At 69.9% G+C, this 14283-nt stretch carries 14 protein-coding genes; 4 read left to right on the top strand and 10 right to left on the bottom strand.

Going from position 1 to position 14283, the window contains the following annotated elements; translation table 11 throughout:
* Positions 1 to 18 precede the first annotated feature (18 nt).
* On the top strand, positions 19 to 942 hold the full coding sequence (locus tag ACFWHU_RS32905; protein WP_385803596.1) for a MurR/RpiR family transcriptional regulator: 924 nt from the start codon (positions 19 to 21) through the stop codon (positions 940 to 942).
* Positions 943 to 1168: 226 nt separating this feature from the next.
* On the opposite strand, the gene ACFWHU_RS32900 is transcribed toward ACFWHU_RS32905, so the two are convergent.
* Complete coding sequence (locus tag ACFWHU_RS32900) at positions 1169 to 3007, bottom strand: AMP-dependent synthetase/ligase (protein WP_387229481.1); 1839 nt, start codon at positions 3005 to 3007, stop codon at positions 1169 to 1171.
* Between the two features lie 294 nt (positions 3008 to 3301).
* Here ACFWHU_RS32900 and ACFWHU_RS32895 point away from each other — a divergent pair, with 294 nt between their 5' ends.
* Positions 3302 to 4414: an ABC transporter substrate-binding protein gene (locus ACFWHU_RS32895; RefSeq protein WP_387229435.1), complete on the top strand. Its 1113-nt coding sequence runs from the start codon at positions 3302 to 3304 to the stop codon at positions 4412 to 4414.
* A 15-nt stretch (positions 4415 to 4429) separates the two neighbouring features.
* Here ACFWHU_RS32895 and ACFWHU_RS32890 read toward each other — a convergent pair whose 3' ends face one another.
* From ACFWHU_RS32890 to ACFWHU_RS32860, 7 genes are all read right to left on the bottom strand, one after another.
* Positions 4430 to 5053, bottom strand: a complete 624-nt coding sequence (locus tag ACFWHU_RS32890; RefSeq protein ID WP_385803600.1) for a TetR/AcrR family transcriptional regulator — start codon at positions 5051 to 5053, stop codon at positions 4430 to 4432.
* Between the two features lie 167 nt (positions 5054 to 5220).
* Positions 5221 to 6606: a dicarboxylate/amino acid:cation symporter gene (locus ACFWHU_RS32885; RefSeq protein WP_385803602.1), complete on the bottom strand. Its 1386-nt coding sequence runs from the start codon at positions 6604 to 6606 to the stop codon at positions 5221 to 5223.
* A gap of 426 nt (positions 6607 to 7032) precedes the next feature.
* Entirely contained in the window at positions 7033 to 7329 is a 297-nt protein-coding gene (locus tag ACFWHU_RS32880; RefSeq protein ID WP_385803604.1) for a DUF4229 domain-containing protein, read from the bottom strand.
* 85 nt (positions 7330 to 7414) lie between these two features.
* Positions 7415 to 7945 (bottom strand): GNAT family N-acetyltransferase, encoded by a 531-nt coding sequence (locus ACFWHU_RS32875; protein ID WP_385803606.1) that lies wholly within the window; start codon positions 7943 to 7945, stop codon positions 7415 to 7417.
* Positions 7946 to 8050: 105 nt separating this feature from the next.
* Complete coding sequence (gene mqnE / locus ACFWHU_RS32870; protein WP_385803620.1) at positions 8051 to 9214, bottom strand: aminofutalosine synthase MqnE; 1164 nt, start codon at positions 9212 to 9214, stop codon at positions 8051 to 8053.
* A gap of 85 nt (positions 9215 to 9299) precedes the next feature.
* On the bottom strand, positions 9300 to 9755 hold the full coding sequence (locus ACFWHU_RS32865) for an Lrp/AsnC family transcriptional regulator (RefSeq protein ID WP_078075642.1): 456 nt from the start codon (positions 9753 to 9755) through the stop codon (positions 9300 to 9302).
* 87 nt (positions 9756 to 9842) lie between these two features.
* The gene (locus tag ACFWHU_RS32860; RefSeq protein ID WP_387229478.1) at positions 9843 to 10532 is read right to left on the bottom strand and encodes a UbiX family flavin prenyltransferase; all 690 of its coding nucleotides are present in this window, start codon (positions 10530 to 10532) and stop codon (positions 9843 to 9845) included.
* A gap of 162 nt (positions 10533 to 10694) precedes the next feature.
* On the opposite strand from ACFWHU_RS32860, the gene ACFWHU_RS32855 reads away from it, so the two are divergent.
* Positions 10695 to 11294 carry a rhomboid family intramembrane serine protease gene (locus ACFWHU_RS32855; protein WP_385803609.1) on the top strand — a complete coding sequence of 200 codons (600 nt, stop codon included), beginning with the start codon at positions 10695 to 10697 and terminating at the stop codon, positions 11292 to 11294.
* 49 nt (positions 11295 to 11343) lie between these two features.
* Here the strand turns inward: ACFWHU_RS32855 and mqnP are convergent, their stop codons facing one another.
* Positions 11344 to 12291, bottom strand: coding sequence for a menaquinone biosynthesis prenyltransferase MqnP (mqnP, locus tag ACFWHU_RS32850; RefSeq protein ID WP_381795125.1), 948 nt, complete (start codon positions 12289 to 12291; stop codon positions 11344 to 11346).
* Entirely contained in the window at positions 12288 to 13745 is a 1458-nt protein-coding gene (locus ACFWHU_RS32845) for a menaquinone biosynthesis decarboxylase (protein WP_385803612.1), read from the bottom strand. The genes mqnP and ACFWHU_RS32845 overlap by 4 nt, the downstream gene beginning before the upstream one ends.
* 86 nt (positions 13746 to 13831) lie before the next feature.
* Here ACFWHU_RS32845 and ACFWHU_RS32840 point away from each other — a divergent pair, with 86 nt between their 5' ends.
* Positions 13832 to 14281, top strand: coding sequence for a PLD nuclease N-terminal domain-containing protein (locus tag ACFWHU_RS32840; RefSeq protein ID WP_385803614.1), 450 nt, complete (start codon positions 13832 to 13834; stop codon positions 14279 to 14281).
* Positions 14282 to 14283: the final 2 nt, after the last annotated feature.

Here is a 14283-nt window from a genome sequence, read left to right as displayed (position 1 = left end):
GGGAAGTCAATGGGTGTAATGGAAATTCCAGAGTCCGGACAGCCGGGGGGCCCGGAGGCGGGGCCCTCGGGTGCGGGCGTGACCCGGCTCCGGGCGGCCGTGCGCGACCAGTGGGAGGAGCTGTCGGCTTCCGAGCGCGCCGTCGCGCAGTATCTGGCCAGCGCACCCGTCGAGCAGCTCCTCTTCGCCGGCGCCCAGGAGCTCGGCGCGGCGAGCGGCACCAGCAACGCGACGGTCGTCCGCTCTCTCCAGCGCCTCGGCTACGCGGGCCTGCCCGCCCTCAAGCGCGAGCTGGCGGCGGACTTCACGGCGACGGTCGCCCCGGAGGTACGGCTCAAGCAGCGCATCGACCATGTCGGCCAGGACCTCGACACCATCTGGCGCGATGTCTTCGACGAGGCCAGGGACCGCGTCGACCACGGCCGCCGGCTCACCGAACCGGCCGCGCTGCGCCGCGCGGTGGCCGCGCTCGCCCCCGCGCGCGAGGTGTTCTGCTACGGCGTCGCGGCGTCCGAACTGGCGGCGAGACACCTGGCGTTGGCGCTCGGCAGGATCGGCCGCCGGGCCCGCTTCGTCGGCGAGACGGGCTTCGCCCTGGCTGACGCGCTGCTGGCGGTGGGCCAGGGGGACGCGGTGGTGATCTTCCAGCCGGGGCGTGAACTGATAGAGCTGACGGTGCTGGTGGAGCGGGCCAGGGCGGTCGGCGCGAAGGTCGTTCTGGTGACCGACGAGCTGGGCGAGACCTTCGAGAGCCGGGTCGAGGCGGTCCTCACGGCGCCGCACACCCCGACCGGCATCACGGCGGAGTCCCTGACGGGCCTGGTGGTGGCGGACGTCCTGCTGCTGGCGCTCACGACGCTGGACGAGACGCGCGCTGTGGAGTCCTCACACCAACTCACGGCGCTACGCGAGCAGTTGCTGGGACCCCGCAAGAAGGGCTGACGCCCACGCGACCAATCCGCCGGGCACGACCGAGCCCGTCCGGCGTTCGGGGACCAACCACCCACTCCGGCGAACCCCGCATCCCGGCCGGGCCCGATCAAGCCCGTCACGGCGCTTGAGGACAAAGCCCCGGCCCGTCCGGCCGGGCACCACCCCGAGCCCGTCCGGCGCTCGATGACAGGACTCCGGCCCGTCCGGCGTCGAGGACACGACGGCCCCCGCCCGGCTACCCGTACAGCTCCTCGATCTCCGCCGCGAAGTCCTCCACCACCGCCGGCCGCTTCACCTTCAGCGACGGCGTCAGATGCCCGCCCTCCTCGGTGAAGGACACCGTCAGCACCCGGAAGCGGCGGATCGACTCCGCCCTGGACACCAGCCGGTTGGCCTCGTCGACCGCCCGTTGCAGCGCGGCGAGCAGGTCCTCGTCCGCGACCAGCTCCTCCCGCGTCAGGTGCTGCTTCTTCCTCATCTGGCACCAGTGCGCGAGCCCGTCCGCCTCAAGGGTGATCAGCGCCGTGACGTACGGGCGGTTGTCACCGAGCACCAGGCACTGGCCGATCAGCGGGTGGGCGCGCAGCCAGTCCTCCAGCGGGGCCGGGGCCACGTTCTTGCCGGCCGACGTGATGATGATGTCCTTCTTGCGGCCGGTGATCGTGAGATAGCCGTCGTCGTCCAGCGCGCCCAGGTCACCCGTCGCGAACCAGCCCTCGTCCAGGACGGGTACGGGCTCGCCGCGCTCCATGTCCCAGTATCCGGCGAAGAGTTGACCACCGCTCAGCAGTACCTCGCCGTCGTCGGCTATCCGTACGGAGGTGCCGGGCAGCGGCCAGCCCACCGTGCCCAGGCGGGGCTTGAGCGGCGGCGTCACCGTGGCGGCGGCCGTGGTCTCCGTCAGGCCGTACCCCTCGAAGATCGTGATCCCCGCGCCCGCGTAGAACGCGGCGAGCGGTCGCCCCAGCGGGGAGCCGCCGCAGATGGCCTGCACGACCTTGCCGCCGAGGGCGGCCCGTATCCGCCGGTAGACCAGCGGGTCGTACAGCGCGCGGGCGGCTCTCAGGGGCAGCGAGGGGCCGGGGCCCGTACCGGCGGACGCGGCCTCGACGGCCGTCCCGTACGACCGGGCGATCTTCGCGGCACGGTCGAAGGACGAGGCGCGGCCCATCGTCTCGGCCGTGGCGCGGCCGGTGTTGAAGACCTTCTCCAGCACATACGGGATAGCCAGCAGGAACGTCGGCCGGAAGCCCGCCAGATCGGCGATGAGGTCGTCGGTGCGCAGCGACGGCGCGTGCCCGAGCCGCACCCGCGCGCGCAGACAGCCCACCGCGACCATGCGTCCGAAGACATGGGAGAGCGGCAGGAAGAGCAGCGTGGAGGCGGGCTCCTTGCTCACCGATTTGAAGACGGGGTGGAGCAGTTCGATGCAATTGTCCACCTCGGCGAAGAAGTTGGCGTGCGTGAGGACGCAGCCCTTGGGGCTTCCCGTGGTGCCGGAGGTGTAGACGAGGGTCGCGAGGGACTCGGGCGAGAGCGCGGCCCGCCGCGCGTCGAGCTCCTCGTCGGGGACGTCGGCGCCTGCCGCGCGCAGTGTGTCGACCGCCCCGCTGTCGAAGGTCCAGAGGCGGGCGAGGTCCGGCAGCTGCCTGCGCTCGTGGCTGATCAGCCGCGCCTGCTCGGCGCTCTCGACCGCGCAGGCGACCGCGCCGGAGTCCTGGAGGATCCAGCGGGTCTGGAACGCGGAGGAGGTGGGGTAGACGGGGACGGTGACCAGGCCGGCGGCCCAGGCCGCGAAGTCGATGAGCGTCCACTCGTAGGCCGTACGGGCCATGATCGCGAGCCGGTCGCCGGGCTTCAGACCCTCGGCGATCAGCCCTTTCGCGACGGCGCGGACCTCGTCGGCGAACGCGGCGGCGGTGACGTCCCGCCAGCGGCCGTCCGCCTGCTTTCTACTGAGGACAGCCTCGCCCGGAGCCTCTCGCGCGTTGTCGAAGGGGATGTCGGCGAGGGACCCGTCCAGGACGGCCGGTACGAGCGGCGGCAGGGAGACCTGCCGTACGACTCCGTCCACCCACAGCTTCTCGGGCTCGACGTGCGAGAGGCCCGGCGGCGTGGGCCGCTCCGGGAAGTCCACGCCGTCGGCGGGCACGTCTGCGGACACGCGCTGTTCCCTCATCTCTGCGGAGCGGGAGGCTCCGGTCCGGGCAGAGTAAATCCGGAGCGGGTCGCGAAATCAAGACAGCGATAATCGGTTGCCCGGTCGCGGGGGTGGTCGATGCAATGTCCGCGATGGTCCATGGCCGACGAGGTGCGCCCGGCGGCGAGCTGAGCCGGACGCGCACTGCCACACGGGAGACGCCCACGCATGAACTCGCCACCACCGTCGCCCGGAACGGAGCGGACCGACGGTTCGTCCGTCAGGATCGGCGCTCTCGTCCCGCTCACTCGGCCCGGCTGGGTCGAGGCGGGCCAACACCTGCTCGCCGGAATCGAGTTGGCCGTTCGCGAGGTCAATGACGCCGGCGGGATCGCCGGAAGACCACTGGAGCTGGTGGTCCGGGACACCGCCGCTGATCCGCGGAAGGCCGCGGCGGCCGTGGACGAGTTGGCCGGCCTGGGCGTGGCCGCCGTCGTCGGTGAGTATCACAGCGTCGTCGCCCGCACCGCTGCCGCCAGGGCCGACGCGCTCGGACTGCCGTTCCTCTGCTCGTCGGCGGTCCTCGACGCGCTCACCGAACAGCCGACGCGATGGGTCGCGCGCCTCGCCCCGCCGCAGTCCCACGGCTGGCAGATCTACGCGGACTTCCTCCTGGGCGCGGGCCACAGCCGAATCGCCGTGGCGACCCAGCCGAGTGTCTACTGGGCGTCCGGCACCCGCGTCCTGCGGGACTACCTCGCCGCGCGCGGCGGCACAGTCGCCGAACTCGACATGAGCGCGCTCACCCCCGCCGCCCTGTGCGACGAACTCGTCGACAAGGGCGCGACTGCCCTCCTTCTCCTGGTCGGCCACCCGGATCCGGCGGTGCCGATCGTCCGGTCCGTCCGCCGCGACCGGCGCCTCGCCGACGTCCTGATCGGCGCTCCGGCCGGGCAGCCGGAGTTCGCCGGATGGGCGGCGGCGCTGGGCGACGACGGCGCCGCGATCCCGTTCCTGCGCTACCTGCCCGAGCGCCTCACCCCACTCGGCGTACGAGTCGGCGCGGCCCTGCGCGAGCGGCTGGGCCAAGCGCCCTCCTTCGTCGCCTTCGAGGGCTACGACGCGGTCGCCGTCCTCGCCGATGTGCTGCGCGCTCACGGCGCGGACCGGGCCCGCGTCGCGGATGCCTGGCCGCGCGTCGCGGTCGAGGGCACCCGTGGGCAGATCCAGTTCTCCCGTACGCCGGGCATCAGCGTCTGGCAGTGGGCCTGGACGCCGGTCCAGGTCGTCGACCGGGATCCGGCGGTACCCGGTCGCTTCCGGGTCCTTCACTCCGGCTGACACCCCGTAGGGCTGTCACTTGGGCCAGCGCTCGCCGGCCATGAGGTTCCCCAGCCCGGTCCAGGCGAAGTTCATCAGCGTCGACGCGGCCTCCTTGGCCGAGACGTCCGGTGTCTCGTTCGCCCATCCGGCCAGTGCCTCGGCCGCGCCGACGAGCGCCTGGGCGATTCCGACGACGTCCCGGTCGCCCAGGTCGGCCAGATCGGGCGAGGCGGGGGTCGCGTGCGCCGCCTCCCGGAGCAGCCCCGTCACGAAGGAGACCAACTCCTCCCGCATCCGGGTCACTTCGGCGGCGAAGGGCTCCCCGTGCGTACGGGCCTGCCGGTGCAGCACCGACCAGGCGTCGGGGTTCTCCGCCGTATGCGCGAAGAACGCGGTGAGCCCCGACCACAGTTGCTCGTCGGGCGCGAGCCCCGGCTCCACGACACCGGCGCGTACGGCCGCGAGGAGCGCGTCGGCCTCGCGGCGGATGCACGCGGTGAACAGCTCCTCCTTGGAGTTCAGATACAGATACACCAACGGCTTGGAGACACCGGCCAGTTCGGCGATCTCGTCCATCGAGGCGGCCCGATAGCCCCGCTGCCCGAACGTCGCCACGGCGGCGTCCAGCATCTCCCGCTCACGCACCTCGCGCGGCATCCGCTTACTCTTCCCCGCGCCAACCGAACCCACTTGGTCTTCCTCCCACCCCGGCCCCCGAACCGGATCAAGACTACGGATCAGAGCCCGCGCCCGCACGACGCGACGGCGCCCCCGGCCGAGAAGCCGGGGGCGCCGTCAGGTGGTGAAGGGAATCGGCTACCGCGTCACGCGGGGACCGGGACCGCGGAATCGCGGGTGTTCGCGTCCGACTCGTTGGACTCGTCCGGCTCGTCGATCGGGGACGCCGACGCCGAGTTGTACTTGTCGTGGTCCAGGATCTTCTCGCGGGACGCGACGATGACCGGGACCAGGGCCTGGCCCGCGACGTTCGTCGCCGTACGCATCATGTCCAGGATCGGGTCGATGGCGATCAGCAGACCCACGCCCTCCAGCGGCAGACCCAGCGTGGAGAGGGTCAGGGTCAGCATGACCGTCGCGCCGGTGAGGCCGGCCGTGGCCGCCGAGCCGACCACCGAGACGAAGGCGATCAGCAGGTAGTCCTGGATGCCGAGCTGGACGTTGAAGATCTCCGCGATGAAGATCGCCGCCAGCGCCGGGTAGATCGCGGCGCAGCCGTCCATCTTGGTGGTGGCGCCGAACGGGACGGCGAAGCTCGTGTACTCCTTCGGCACGCCGAGACGCTCGGTCACCCGCACGGTGACGGGCATCGTGCCGACCGAGGAGCGGGAGACGAAGGCGAGCTGGATCGCGGGCCAGGCGCCCTTGAAGAACTGGAGCGGGCTGACCTTGGCGACCGTGGCGAGCAGCAGCGGGTAGACGCCGAAGAGGACCAGGGCGCAGCCGATGTACACGTCGGCGGTGAACGTCGCGTAGTCGCCGATCAGGTCCCAGCCGTAGTCCGCGATGGCGTAGCCGATGAGGCCGATGGTGCCGATCGGGGCGAGGCGGATGACCCACCACAGCGCCTTCTGGAGCAGTTCGAGCACCGACTCGCTCAGCGCGAGGATCGGCGCGGCACGGTCACCGAGCTTGAGCGCGGCGATACCGGCGACGGCGGCCAGGAAGACGATCTGGAGGACGTTGAGCTCGGTGAACGGGGAGATCACGTCCGTCGGCACGATGCCGGTGAGGAAGTCGATCCAGGAGCCCGAACCCTCCGGCTTGGCGCCGTCCTTCGGGGTGAGGCCGGTGCCGGAGCCCGGGTTGGTGATCAGGCCGATCAGGATGCCGATGGCGACGGCGATCAGCGACGTGATCATGAACCAGAGCAGGGTGCGCGAGGCCAGCCTGGCGGCGTTGTTGACCTTGCGGAGATTGGTGATCGACACCAGGATCGCGAAGAAGACCAGCGGGGCGACGGCCAGCTTCAGCAGCTGGACGAAGATGCTGCCCACCTTGTCCAGCGTGGTGTAGAGCCAGTTGATGTCCTGGCTGCGGGCGAGCCAGCCGAGCAGGACGCCGAGGACGAGACCGGCGACGATCTGGGCCCAGAACGGGACCTTGGGTATGGAGAAACCTGGGCCTGAACCGGCCGGCTTGTCGGCCTTGTCGGCCTTGCCGGTGGTGGCGGGCTCGGAATTCGCGGACACGGACACACTCCAGTTGGGCATACGGCGATACGGGGACGAGGGGGTGGAACTGGGGGGTGCGGCGCCCGTGCGTCAGAAGTGGCGCCGCCGCATGAAGCGGGCTCGGATCAGAGCGAGCCGCTACAGACCGCGGACATGCAGCGGCAGAGGTCGACATGCAGGCGCGCCACGAGCGGCACGCTCGCGGCATGATGGCGCACTGATGTCTTCATGCCCAGTACATTAACACCGGGACTTATGGATACTCAAAGGTCTGCTTTGAGGTATCGGTACGCCAACTGCCCCGGAAACACCGATGCCCCAGCCCGGAAGCGGCTGGGGCGTGCTGGATCGAGATCCGGGTGTGACGAAACTTACGCGGCGCTTATACGGGACAGGCCGGCGTTGTACGGGGCGGGCGGGCGTCGCATGGGACAGGTCGGGGTCCTACTGGACCGCGCCGTCCTCCTGCGCGCGGTTCGCCTCGAGCTTGGCCTTCGCGCTGTCGACCTTGCCGACGAGCTGCGCGGACATCTCGTCGCGCTGCTTGCGGAGCAGGATGAAGCTGAGCGGCGCGGAGACGACGAGCGCGAGCAGCAGCACCCAGACGAAGTTGGACTCTCCGAGGCCCTTGGGCAGCACGCCGAACTGGACCAGGGCGGCGACAACCACGAAGCTGCCGACGAAGATGCCCAGGCGCATCGCGGTGTAGCGGATCGTGGCGCTCGTTCTGGCGGCGGTCACAGCGGCCCTCTCTCCTCGTGCTCCTCGTGGCGACGTACGCGACCAGTGAAGCACGCCGCCCGGTGCCCCATATAAGGGGGTTGGCTCAGTGCAGCGGCAGCAGCATCGTGATGTCGTCGCGGTCGTCGCCGGGCGCCACCCGTATCGCGTCCGGCACCCGCCCGACCTCCTTGTAGCCGCACGACGCGTAGAAGCGGTCCACGCCCGTACCGCCCCGGCAGGTGAGCCGTATCGCCTCGACGCCGTCGAAGCCGCGGGCGGCGTCGGCCGCCGCGTGCATCAGGCCGCGGCCGTACCCCTTGCCCTGGTGCCGCGGGTGGACCATCACCGTGTACAGCCAGACCCAGTGCCGCATCAGCTGGTGGTTGTTGTACGTGAGGAAGGCCGTGGCCGCCACGGCACCCGCACCGTCACTGTCATGCCCGACGAGCAGCCGGGTCCGCCCCTCGGCCATCGACACGAAGTGCCTGACCAGCTCCGCCCGTACGTCGTCCGGATTCACCGGCGGCACGAAGCCGACCGCGCCGCCCGCGTCGGAGACGTCCGTCCAGAGCGAGAGGATGCCGTCGCGCAGGGCCGCGTCGACGGGCGGGTCCAGGGTGAATGTAAGCGGCATTCGCCAACTGTAGCCATTACCCCGTCCGGCGCTCAAGCCCGTCCCAGAACGCGAGAAGCCCCAGCTCAACGAGCTGGGGCCGCTCAGCGGGAACGTGCCGGGGACTCAGAGCCGCATCGGCTGCGGCGTCTCGCGACGGTCCGCGTCGGGGCCCGGGTACTCCCGGATGATCTCGTAGCGCGTGTTGCGCTCGACGGGCCGGAAGCCGGCGTCGCGGATCAGATCGAGCAGATCCTCACGGCCGAGCTTGTTAGGCGTGCCGTAGTTGTCCGCGTCGTGCGTGATCTTGTACTCGACGACCGAGCCGTCCATGTCGTCCGCGCCGTGCTGGAGCGCGAGTTGGGCGGTCTGCACGCCGTGCATCACCCAGAAGACCTTGACGTGCGGGACGTTGTCGAACAGCAGCCGGGAAACAGCGAACGTCTTCAGCGCCTCGGCGCCGGTGGCCATCGTCGTACGCGCCTGGAGGCGGTTACGGACCTTGCCGTCCTGCATGTCCACGAAGTCGTGCTGGTAGCGCAGCGGGATGAAGACCTGGAAACCGCCGGTCTCGTCCTGGAGTTCACGCAGCCGCAGTACGTGGTCGACCCGGTGCCTGGGCTCCTCCACGTGGCCGTACAGCATCGTGCACGGGGTCTTGAGACCCTTCTCGTGCGCGAGCCGGTGGATGCGCGACCAGTCCTCCCAGTGCGTGCGGTGGTCGACGATGTGCTGCCTGACCTCCCAGTCGAAGATCTCGGCGCCACCGCCCGTCAGCGATTCGAGGCCGGCGTCGATCAGCTCGTCGAGGATCTCACTGGCCGTCAACCCGGAGATCGTCTCGAAGTGATGAATCTCGGTGGCCGTGAACGCCTTCAGCGAGACCTCCGGCAGCGCCTCCTTGAGAGCCTTCAGCGAGCGCGGGTAGTAGCGCCAAGGGAGCGTCGGGTGGAGCCCGTTGACGATGTGCAGCTCGGTGAGGCTCTCGCCGCGCATCTCCGTGGCGAGACGGACCGCCTCCTCGATGCGCATCGTGTACGCGTCCTTCTCGCCCGGCTTGCGCTGGAACGAGCAGTACGCGCACGACGCGGTGCACACGTTCGTCATGTTGAGGTGACGGTTGACGTTGAAGTGGACGACGTCACCGTTCTTGCGCGTCCGCACCTCGTGCGCGAGACCGCCGAGCCAGGCCAGATCGTCCGACTCGTAGAGGGCGATCCCGTCCTCGCGGCTCAGCCGCTCACCGGCCCTGACCTTCTCCTCCAACTCGCGCTTGAGCCCCACATCCATGACAGATGCAGTCATGCGGCGCCTCCCACTGTGTGTGTCATATGTCCGCCGAACGCCCGGTTATCAGACGCCACCAACCGTACGCCTACACCTCGTCGGGGAGTTCGCCGACCCGGTTCTCCCACTTGGTGGAGAGCACGATGGTCGTACGGGTCCGCGAGACGCCCTTCGTACTGCCGAGGCGGCGGATCGTCTTCTCCAGACCGTCGACGTCCCCGGCGCGGACCTTGAGCATGTACGAGTCGTCGCCCGCGATGAACCAGCAGTCCTCGATCTCGCTCAGACCACGCAATCGGTGCGCGACGTCCTCGTGGTCGGCGGCGTCGGAGAGCGAGATGCCGATCAGCGCGGTGACACCGAGGCCCAGCGAGGCCGAGTCGACGGTGGCGCGGTAGCCGATGATGACGCCCGCGGCCTCCAGCCGGTTGATGCGGTCGGTGACGCTGGGCCCGGAGAGCCCGACGAGCCGGCCGAGTTCGGCGTACGAAGCTCTGCCGTTCTCCCTGAGGGCCTGGATGAGCTGCCTATCCACGGCGTCCATATGCCTGAAGCCTTCCATTGTTCAGCAATCTCGCAAGTTGATGTATGCAATCTAAGGCAGTGCGGCGATGTGAGGGGACCACTCGAACTAGCGGGCTCCGGAGTCCGGCCCCGGCTCGGGGCCCGTACGGGAGCCGCCGAGTTCCCCTTCCCAGCGGCGGTAGAGCAGGTGCGGCACCCCGGCCGCGTCCAGCACGCGCCCGGCGACGAAGTCCACCAGGTCCTGGATGTGCGTCGCCCCCGCGTAGAAACCCGGGGACGCGGGCAGCACCACGGCGCCCGCCTCGTCCAGGGTCACCAGATGCTTCAGGGTCTGTCCGCCCAAGGGGGTCTCCCGGACGGCGACCACCAGCCGGCGGCGCTCCTTGAGCGTGACGCTCGCCGCGCGTTGCAGCAGGTCCTTCGACAGCCCGAGCGCGACGCCCGCCACACAGGCGGTGGAGGCGGGGACGATCAGCATCCCCCTGACCGGGTACGACCCCGAGGACGGCCCGGCCGCCAGATCACCGGCGGCCCAGTGCCGTACGTCCGACACGTCGGGGGTGAAGGTCTCCGGCTTCCCGTCGGCGCCCCGGGCCAGCCATGTCCGCAGATCGTCACGCCAGTGCGCGTCCCGGAAGGAGATCCCCGTCTCGTCGAGCAGCGTGAGGCGGGACGCGCGGCTGACGATCAGATCGACGCTCTCGCCGGCGTCGAGCAGCCCGCGCAGCACGGCCGCCGCGTACGGGGTCCCCGACGCGCCGGAGACTCCGACGACCCACGGCCGCCGGGGCCGCACCGTGGGCCGCTCGACGCGCCGCTCGTGCTCGCGGTCCTCGTGGTCCTCGTGGTCCGATCCGGGTTTCACGCGTCCGACCCTATCCGGCGCCCGGAAGCAGGAACCGGGGACGGTGCCTCGCGCGTTCCAGGGGTGGGAACGCGAGAACCGTTGGGGGGCGACATGCCGGATTCATCCATCGACAGGACCGCGGTGCGCCGTATCAAGGCGGCGGCCGGTCTCATGCTGGGCTGGGTCGCGCTGCTCTGGGTCCTGGAGGCCGTGGACACCTCGACGGGCGCGCTGGGGACGTACGGACTGAGCCCGCGGGACATGGGCGAGCTGCGTGACGTCATCCCGATGGCCTTCCTGCACCACGGCTTCGACCACCTGGCGTCGAACGCCGTGCCGCTGCTCGTGCTCGGCTTCCTCGCGGCGCTCAGCGGTATAGGCCGCTTCCTGCGCGTGGTCCTCACGATCATGGTGGTCGGCGGGCTGGGCGTCTGGCTCACGGCCGCGGACAACTCGGTGACGGCGGGTGCCTCGGGCGTGGTCTTCGGACTGCTCGGCTATCTGCTGGTCCGCGGTTTCGTGAATCGCAGCGCGGTGGACATCGTGGTGGGTCTGCTGGTCCTGGTGATGTACGGCTCCGCGCTGTGGGGCGTGCTGCCGACGAATCCGTCCGTGAGCTGGCAGGGCCATCTCTTCGGGCTGGTGGGCGGCGTGCTGGCGGCGTTCATGTTCCGCCGCCCCAAGCGCCCGGCGGGCGCGCTCATATCCTGACCCGCCGGGCCGCCCTGTGTTCAGGGGCTTCTCGGGCTGCTCGGGCCCGTCAGACCGTCAGACCGCGTACGAGCAGGTCGAGCAGCGCGCAGATGAAGAGCGCCATCCCGATGAAGCCGTTCACGGTGAAGAAGGCCCGGTTGAGACGGGACAGATCGTTCGGCTTCACGACCTGGTGCTCGTAGAGGAACGCGGCTGCCACGATCAGCAGGCCGATCCAGAAGAACAGCCCCGCGTCGGTGGCCAGCGCGTACCAGACCAGCAGGGCCGTGGTCACGGCGTGCGAGACCCGTGCGCCGTACAGCGCGGCCGGGATGCCGAAGCGCGCCGGGACGGACTTCACGCCGTGCGCGCGGTCCGCCTCGACGTCCTGGCTGCCGAAGATCAGGTCGAAGCCGCCGATCCAGATGCCGACGGCGAGACCGAGGATCACCGCGTCCCAGGACCACTCGCCGGTGACGGCGATCCAGGCGCCGACCGGGCCCATGGCCTGGGCGAGGCCGAGGATGGCGTGCGGGAAGTTCGTGAAGCGCTTCCCGTACGGATAGACGACCATCGGGACCACGGCGACGGGGGCGAGCACCAGACAGAGCGGGTTCAGCAGGGCGGCGGCGCCCAGGAACACCACGAGTGCGACGAGCGCGCCCGTCCACGCGGAGCGCACCGACACCGCGCCGGTCACCAACTCCCGGTTCGCGGTACGGGGGTTACGGGCGTCGATCTCGCGGTCAATGATCCGGTTGCAGGCCATCGCGAAGGTCCGCAGGCCCACCATCGCGACCGTGACGAGCAGCAGCCGGCCCCAGTGGATGTTCTTGTCGAGCTGGAACATGGCCGTCAGCGAGGCGATGTAGGCGAACGGCAGCGCGAAGACCGAGTGCTCGATCATCACGAGCCGCAGGAACGCCCGCGTCCTGCTGCCGGACGGCGCGGGTCCGGGCCGGCCCTGTCGTCCCTGCCCGACGAGTCGGTCGGCTCCCTCGGCGGCACTGCTCACAGGCCGTACTCCCTCCAGCGCTTCGTCACCCGGTCCGCGGTCTCCGGGTCGGACTCGACCATCTCCGGCCAGCCGCCGTCCCGCGTGTACCCCTCCTCGGGGAGTTTGCGCGTCGCGTCGATACCGGCCTTGCCACCCCAGAACTGCTGGTACGAGGAGTGGTCGAGGTGGTCGACCGGGCCCTCCACGACCGTGAGGTCACGCGAGTAGTCGGTGTTGCCCAGCGCCCGCCAGGACACCTCGTGCAGATTGTGGACGTCGCAGTCGGCGTCGACGACCACGATCAGTTTGGTGAGGGACATCATGTGCGCGCCCCAGATGGCGTGCATCACCTTCTGCGCGTGCTTCGGGTACTTCTTGTCGATCGAGATGATCGCGCAGTTGTGGAAGCCGCCCGACTCCGGCAGGTGGTAGTCCACGATGTCGGGCACGATGATCTTGAGCAGCGGCAGGAAGAACCGTTCCGTCGCACGCCCCAGCGGACCGTCCTCCGTCGGCGGCCTGCCGACCACGATCGACTGGAGCAGCGGACGCTTGCGCATCGTCACGCAGTCGATGGTCAGCGCGGGGAACGGCTCCTGCGGCGTGTAGAAGCCGGTGTGGTCGCCGAACGGCCCCTCGGGCAGCATCTCGCCCGGCTCCAGCCAGCCTTCGATGACGACCTCGGCGTTGGCCGGCACCTGGAGCGGCACCGTACGGCAGTCGACCATCTCGATCCGCTTGCCCTGCACGAAGCCCGCGAAGAGGTACTCGTCGATGTCACCGGGCAGCGGGGCGGTGGAGGCGTACGTCACGGCGGGCGGACAGCCGAACGCGATCGCGACGGGCAGCCGTTCACCGCGCTTGGCGGCGACCTGGTAGTGGTTGGCGCTGTCCTTGTGGATCTGCCAGTGCATTCCGATGGTGCGCTTGTCGTGGCGCTGGAGCCGGTAGAGCCCGAGGTTACGGACGCCGGTCTCCGGGTGTTTGGTGTGTGTCAGACCGAGGTTGAAGAAGGATCCGCCGTCCTCGGGCCAGGTGAAGAGCGCGGGCAGCCGGTCCAGATCGACGTCGTCGCCGGTGAGGACGACCTCCTGCACGGGTGCGCTGCCGGGCTTCACCTTCTTCGGCGGCACGTGCGTCATCGTGCCGAGCTTCCCGAACGCCTCGCGCACACCCACGAAACCCTGCGGCAGTTCGGGCTTGAGCAGCCCGCCGATCTTGTCGCTGATATCCGTGTACGACTTGAGCCCGAGCGCCTTGAGCAGCCGGCGGTCCGTCCCGTACACGTTCATCGCCAGAGGCATGTCGGAGCCCTTGACGTTCTCGAAGAGAAGCGCGGGACCGCCGGCCTTGTTCACCCGGTCGACGATCTCACCGACTTCCAGATGCGGATCGACCTCGGCCTTGATGCGCTTGAGGTCACCGTCGCGCTCCAGCGCCCGGAGCAGAGAGCGAAGATCGTCGTAAGCCATGCGATCCAGTATCTGCTACTCGCTACCCTGGACCTGTAACCGGGGCCACCGCTCCGTACTCGATCTCCACTCCCAGGGGGACCGCCATGCTTCGGGTGCTGATGATTCTGGTGCCGCTGGCTCTCAGCATCTACGCGTTCATCGACTGCATCACCACCGACGAGAAGGACATCCGTCACATTCCCAAGCCCATCTGGGCCATTCTGGTGCTGCTCTTCCCGCTGGTCGGCTCGATCGCCTGGCTGATCGTGGGCAGGAAGCCCACGGCCGGCACGGGCTCGGCGGGCCGCCGCGGCGGGTGGGTCGCGCCCGACGACAACCCCGACTTCCTCAAGTCCCTTGAGAAGAACGGCAAAGGCGACCCGGGCGGCAAGGACGACACCGCGGAAGCCGCGAAGGACGGGACGAAGCCGGCCGCCGACGCGGACGCGGCGGCCGAGTTGGAGCGGCGCGAGGCCGATCTGCGCCGCCGTGAGGCCGAGATCGAGCGCCGCGAGAAGGGCGGCAGCGCCGACGACGTCCCGCCAGCGAGCTGAGG

Origin of the sequence: Streptomyces sp. NPDC060366 (assembly GCF_042725135.1) — a bacterium.
Classification (GTDB): Bacteria; Actinomycetota; Actinomycetes; order Streptomycetales; family Streptomycetaceae; genus Streptomyces.
This window is presented reverse-complemented; position numbering and strand designations above follow the sequence as displayed.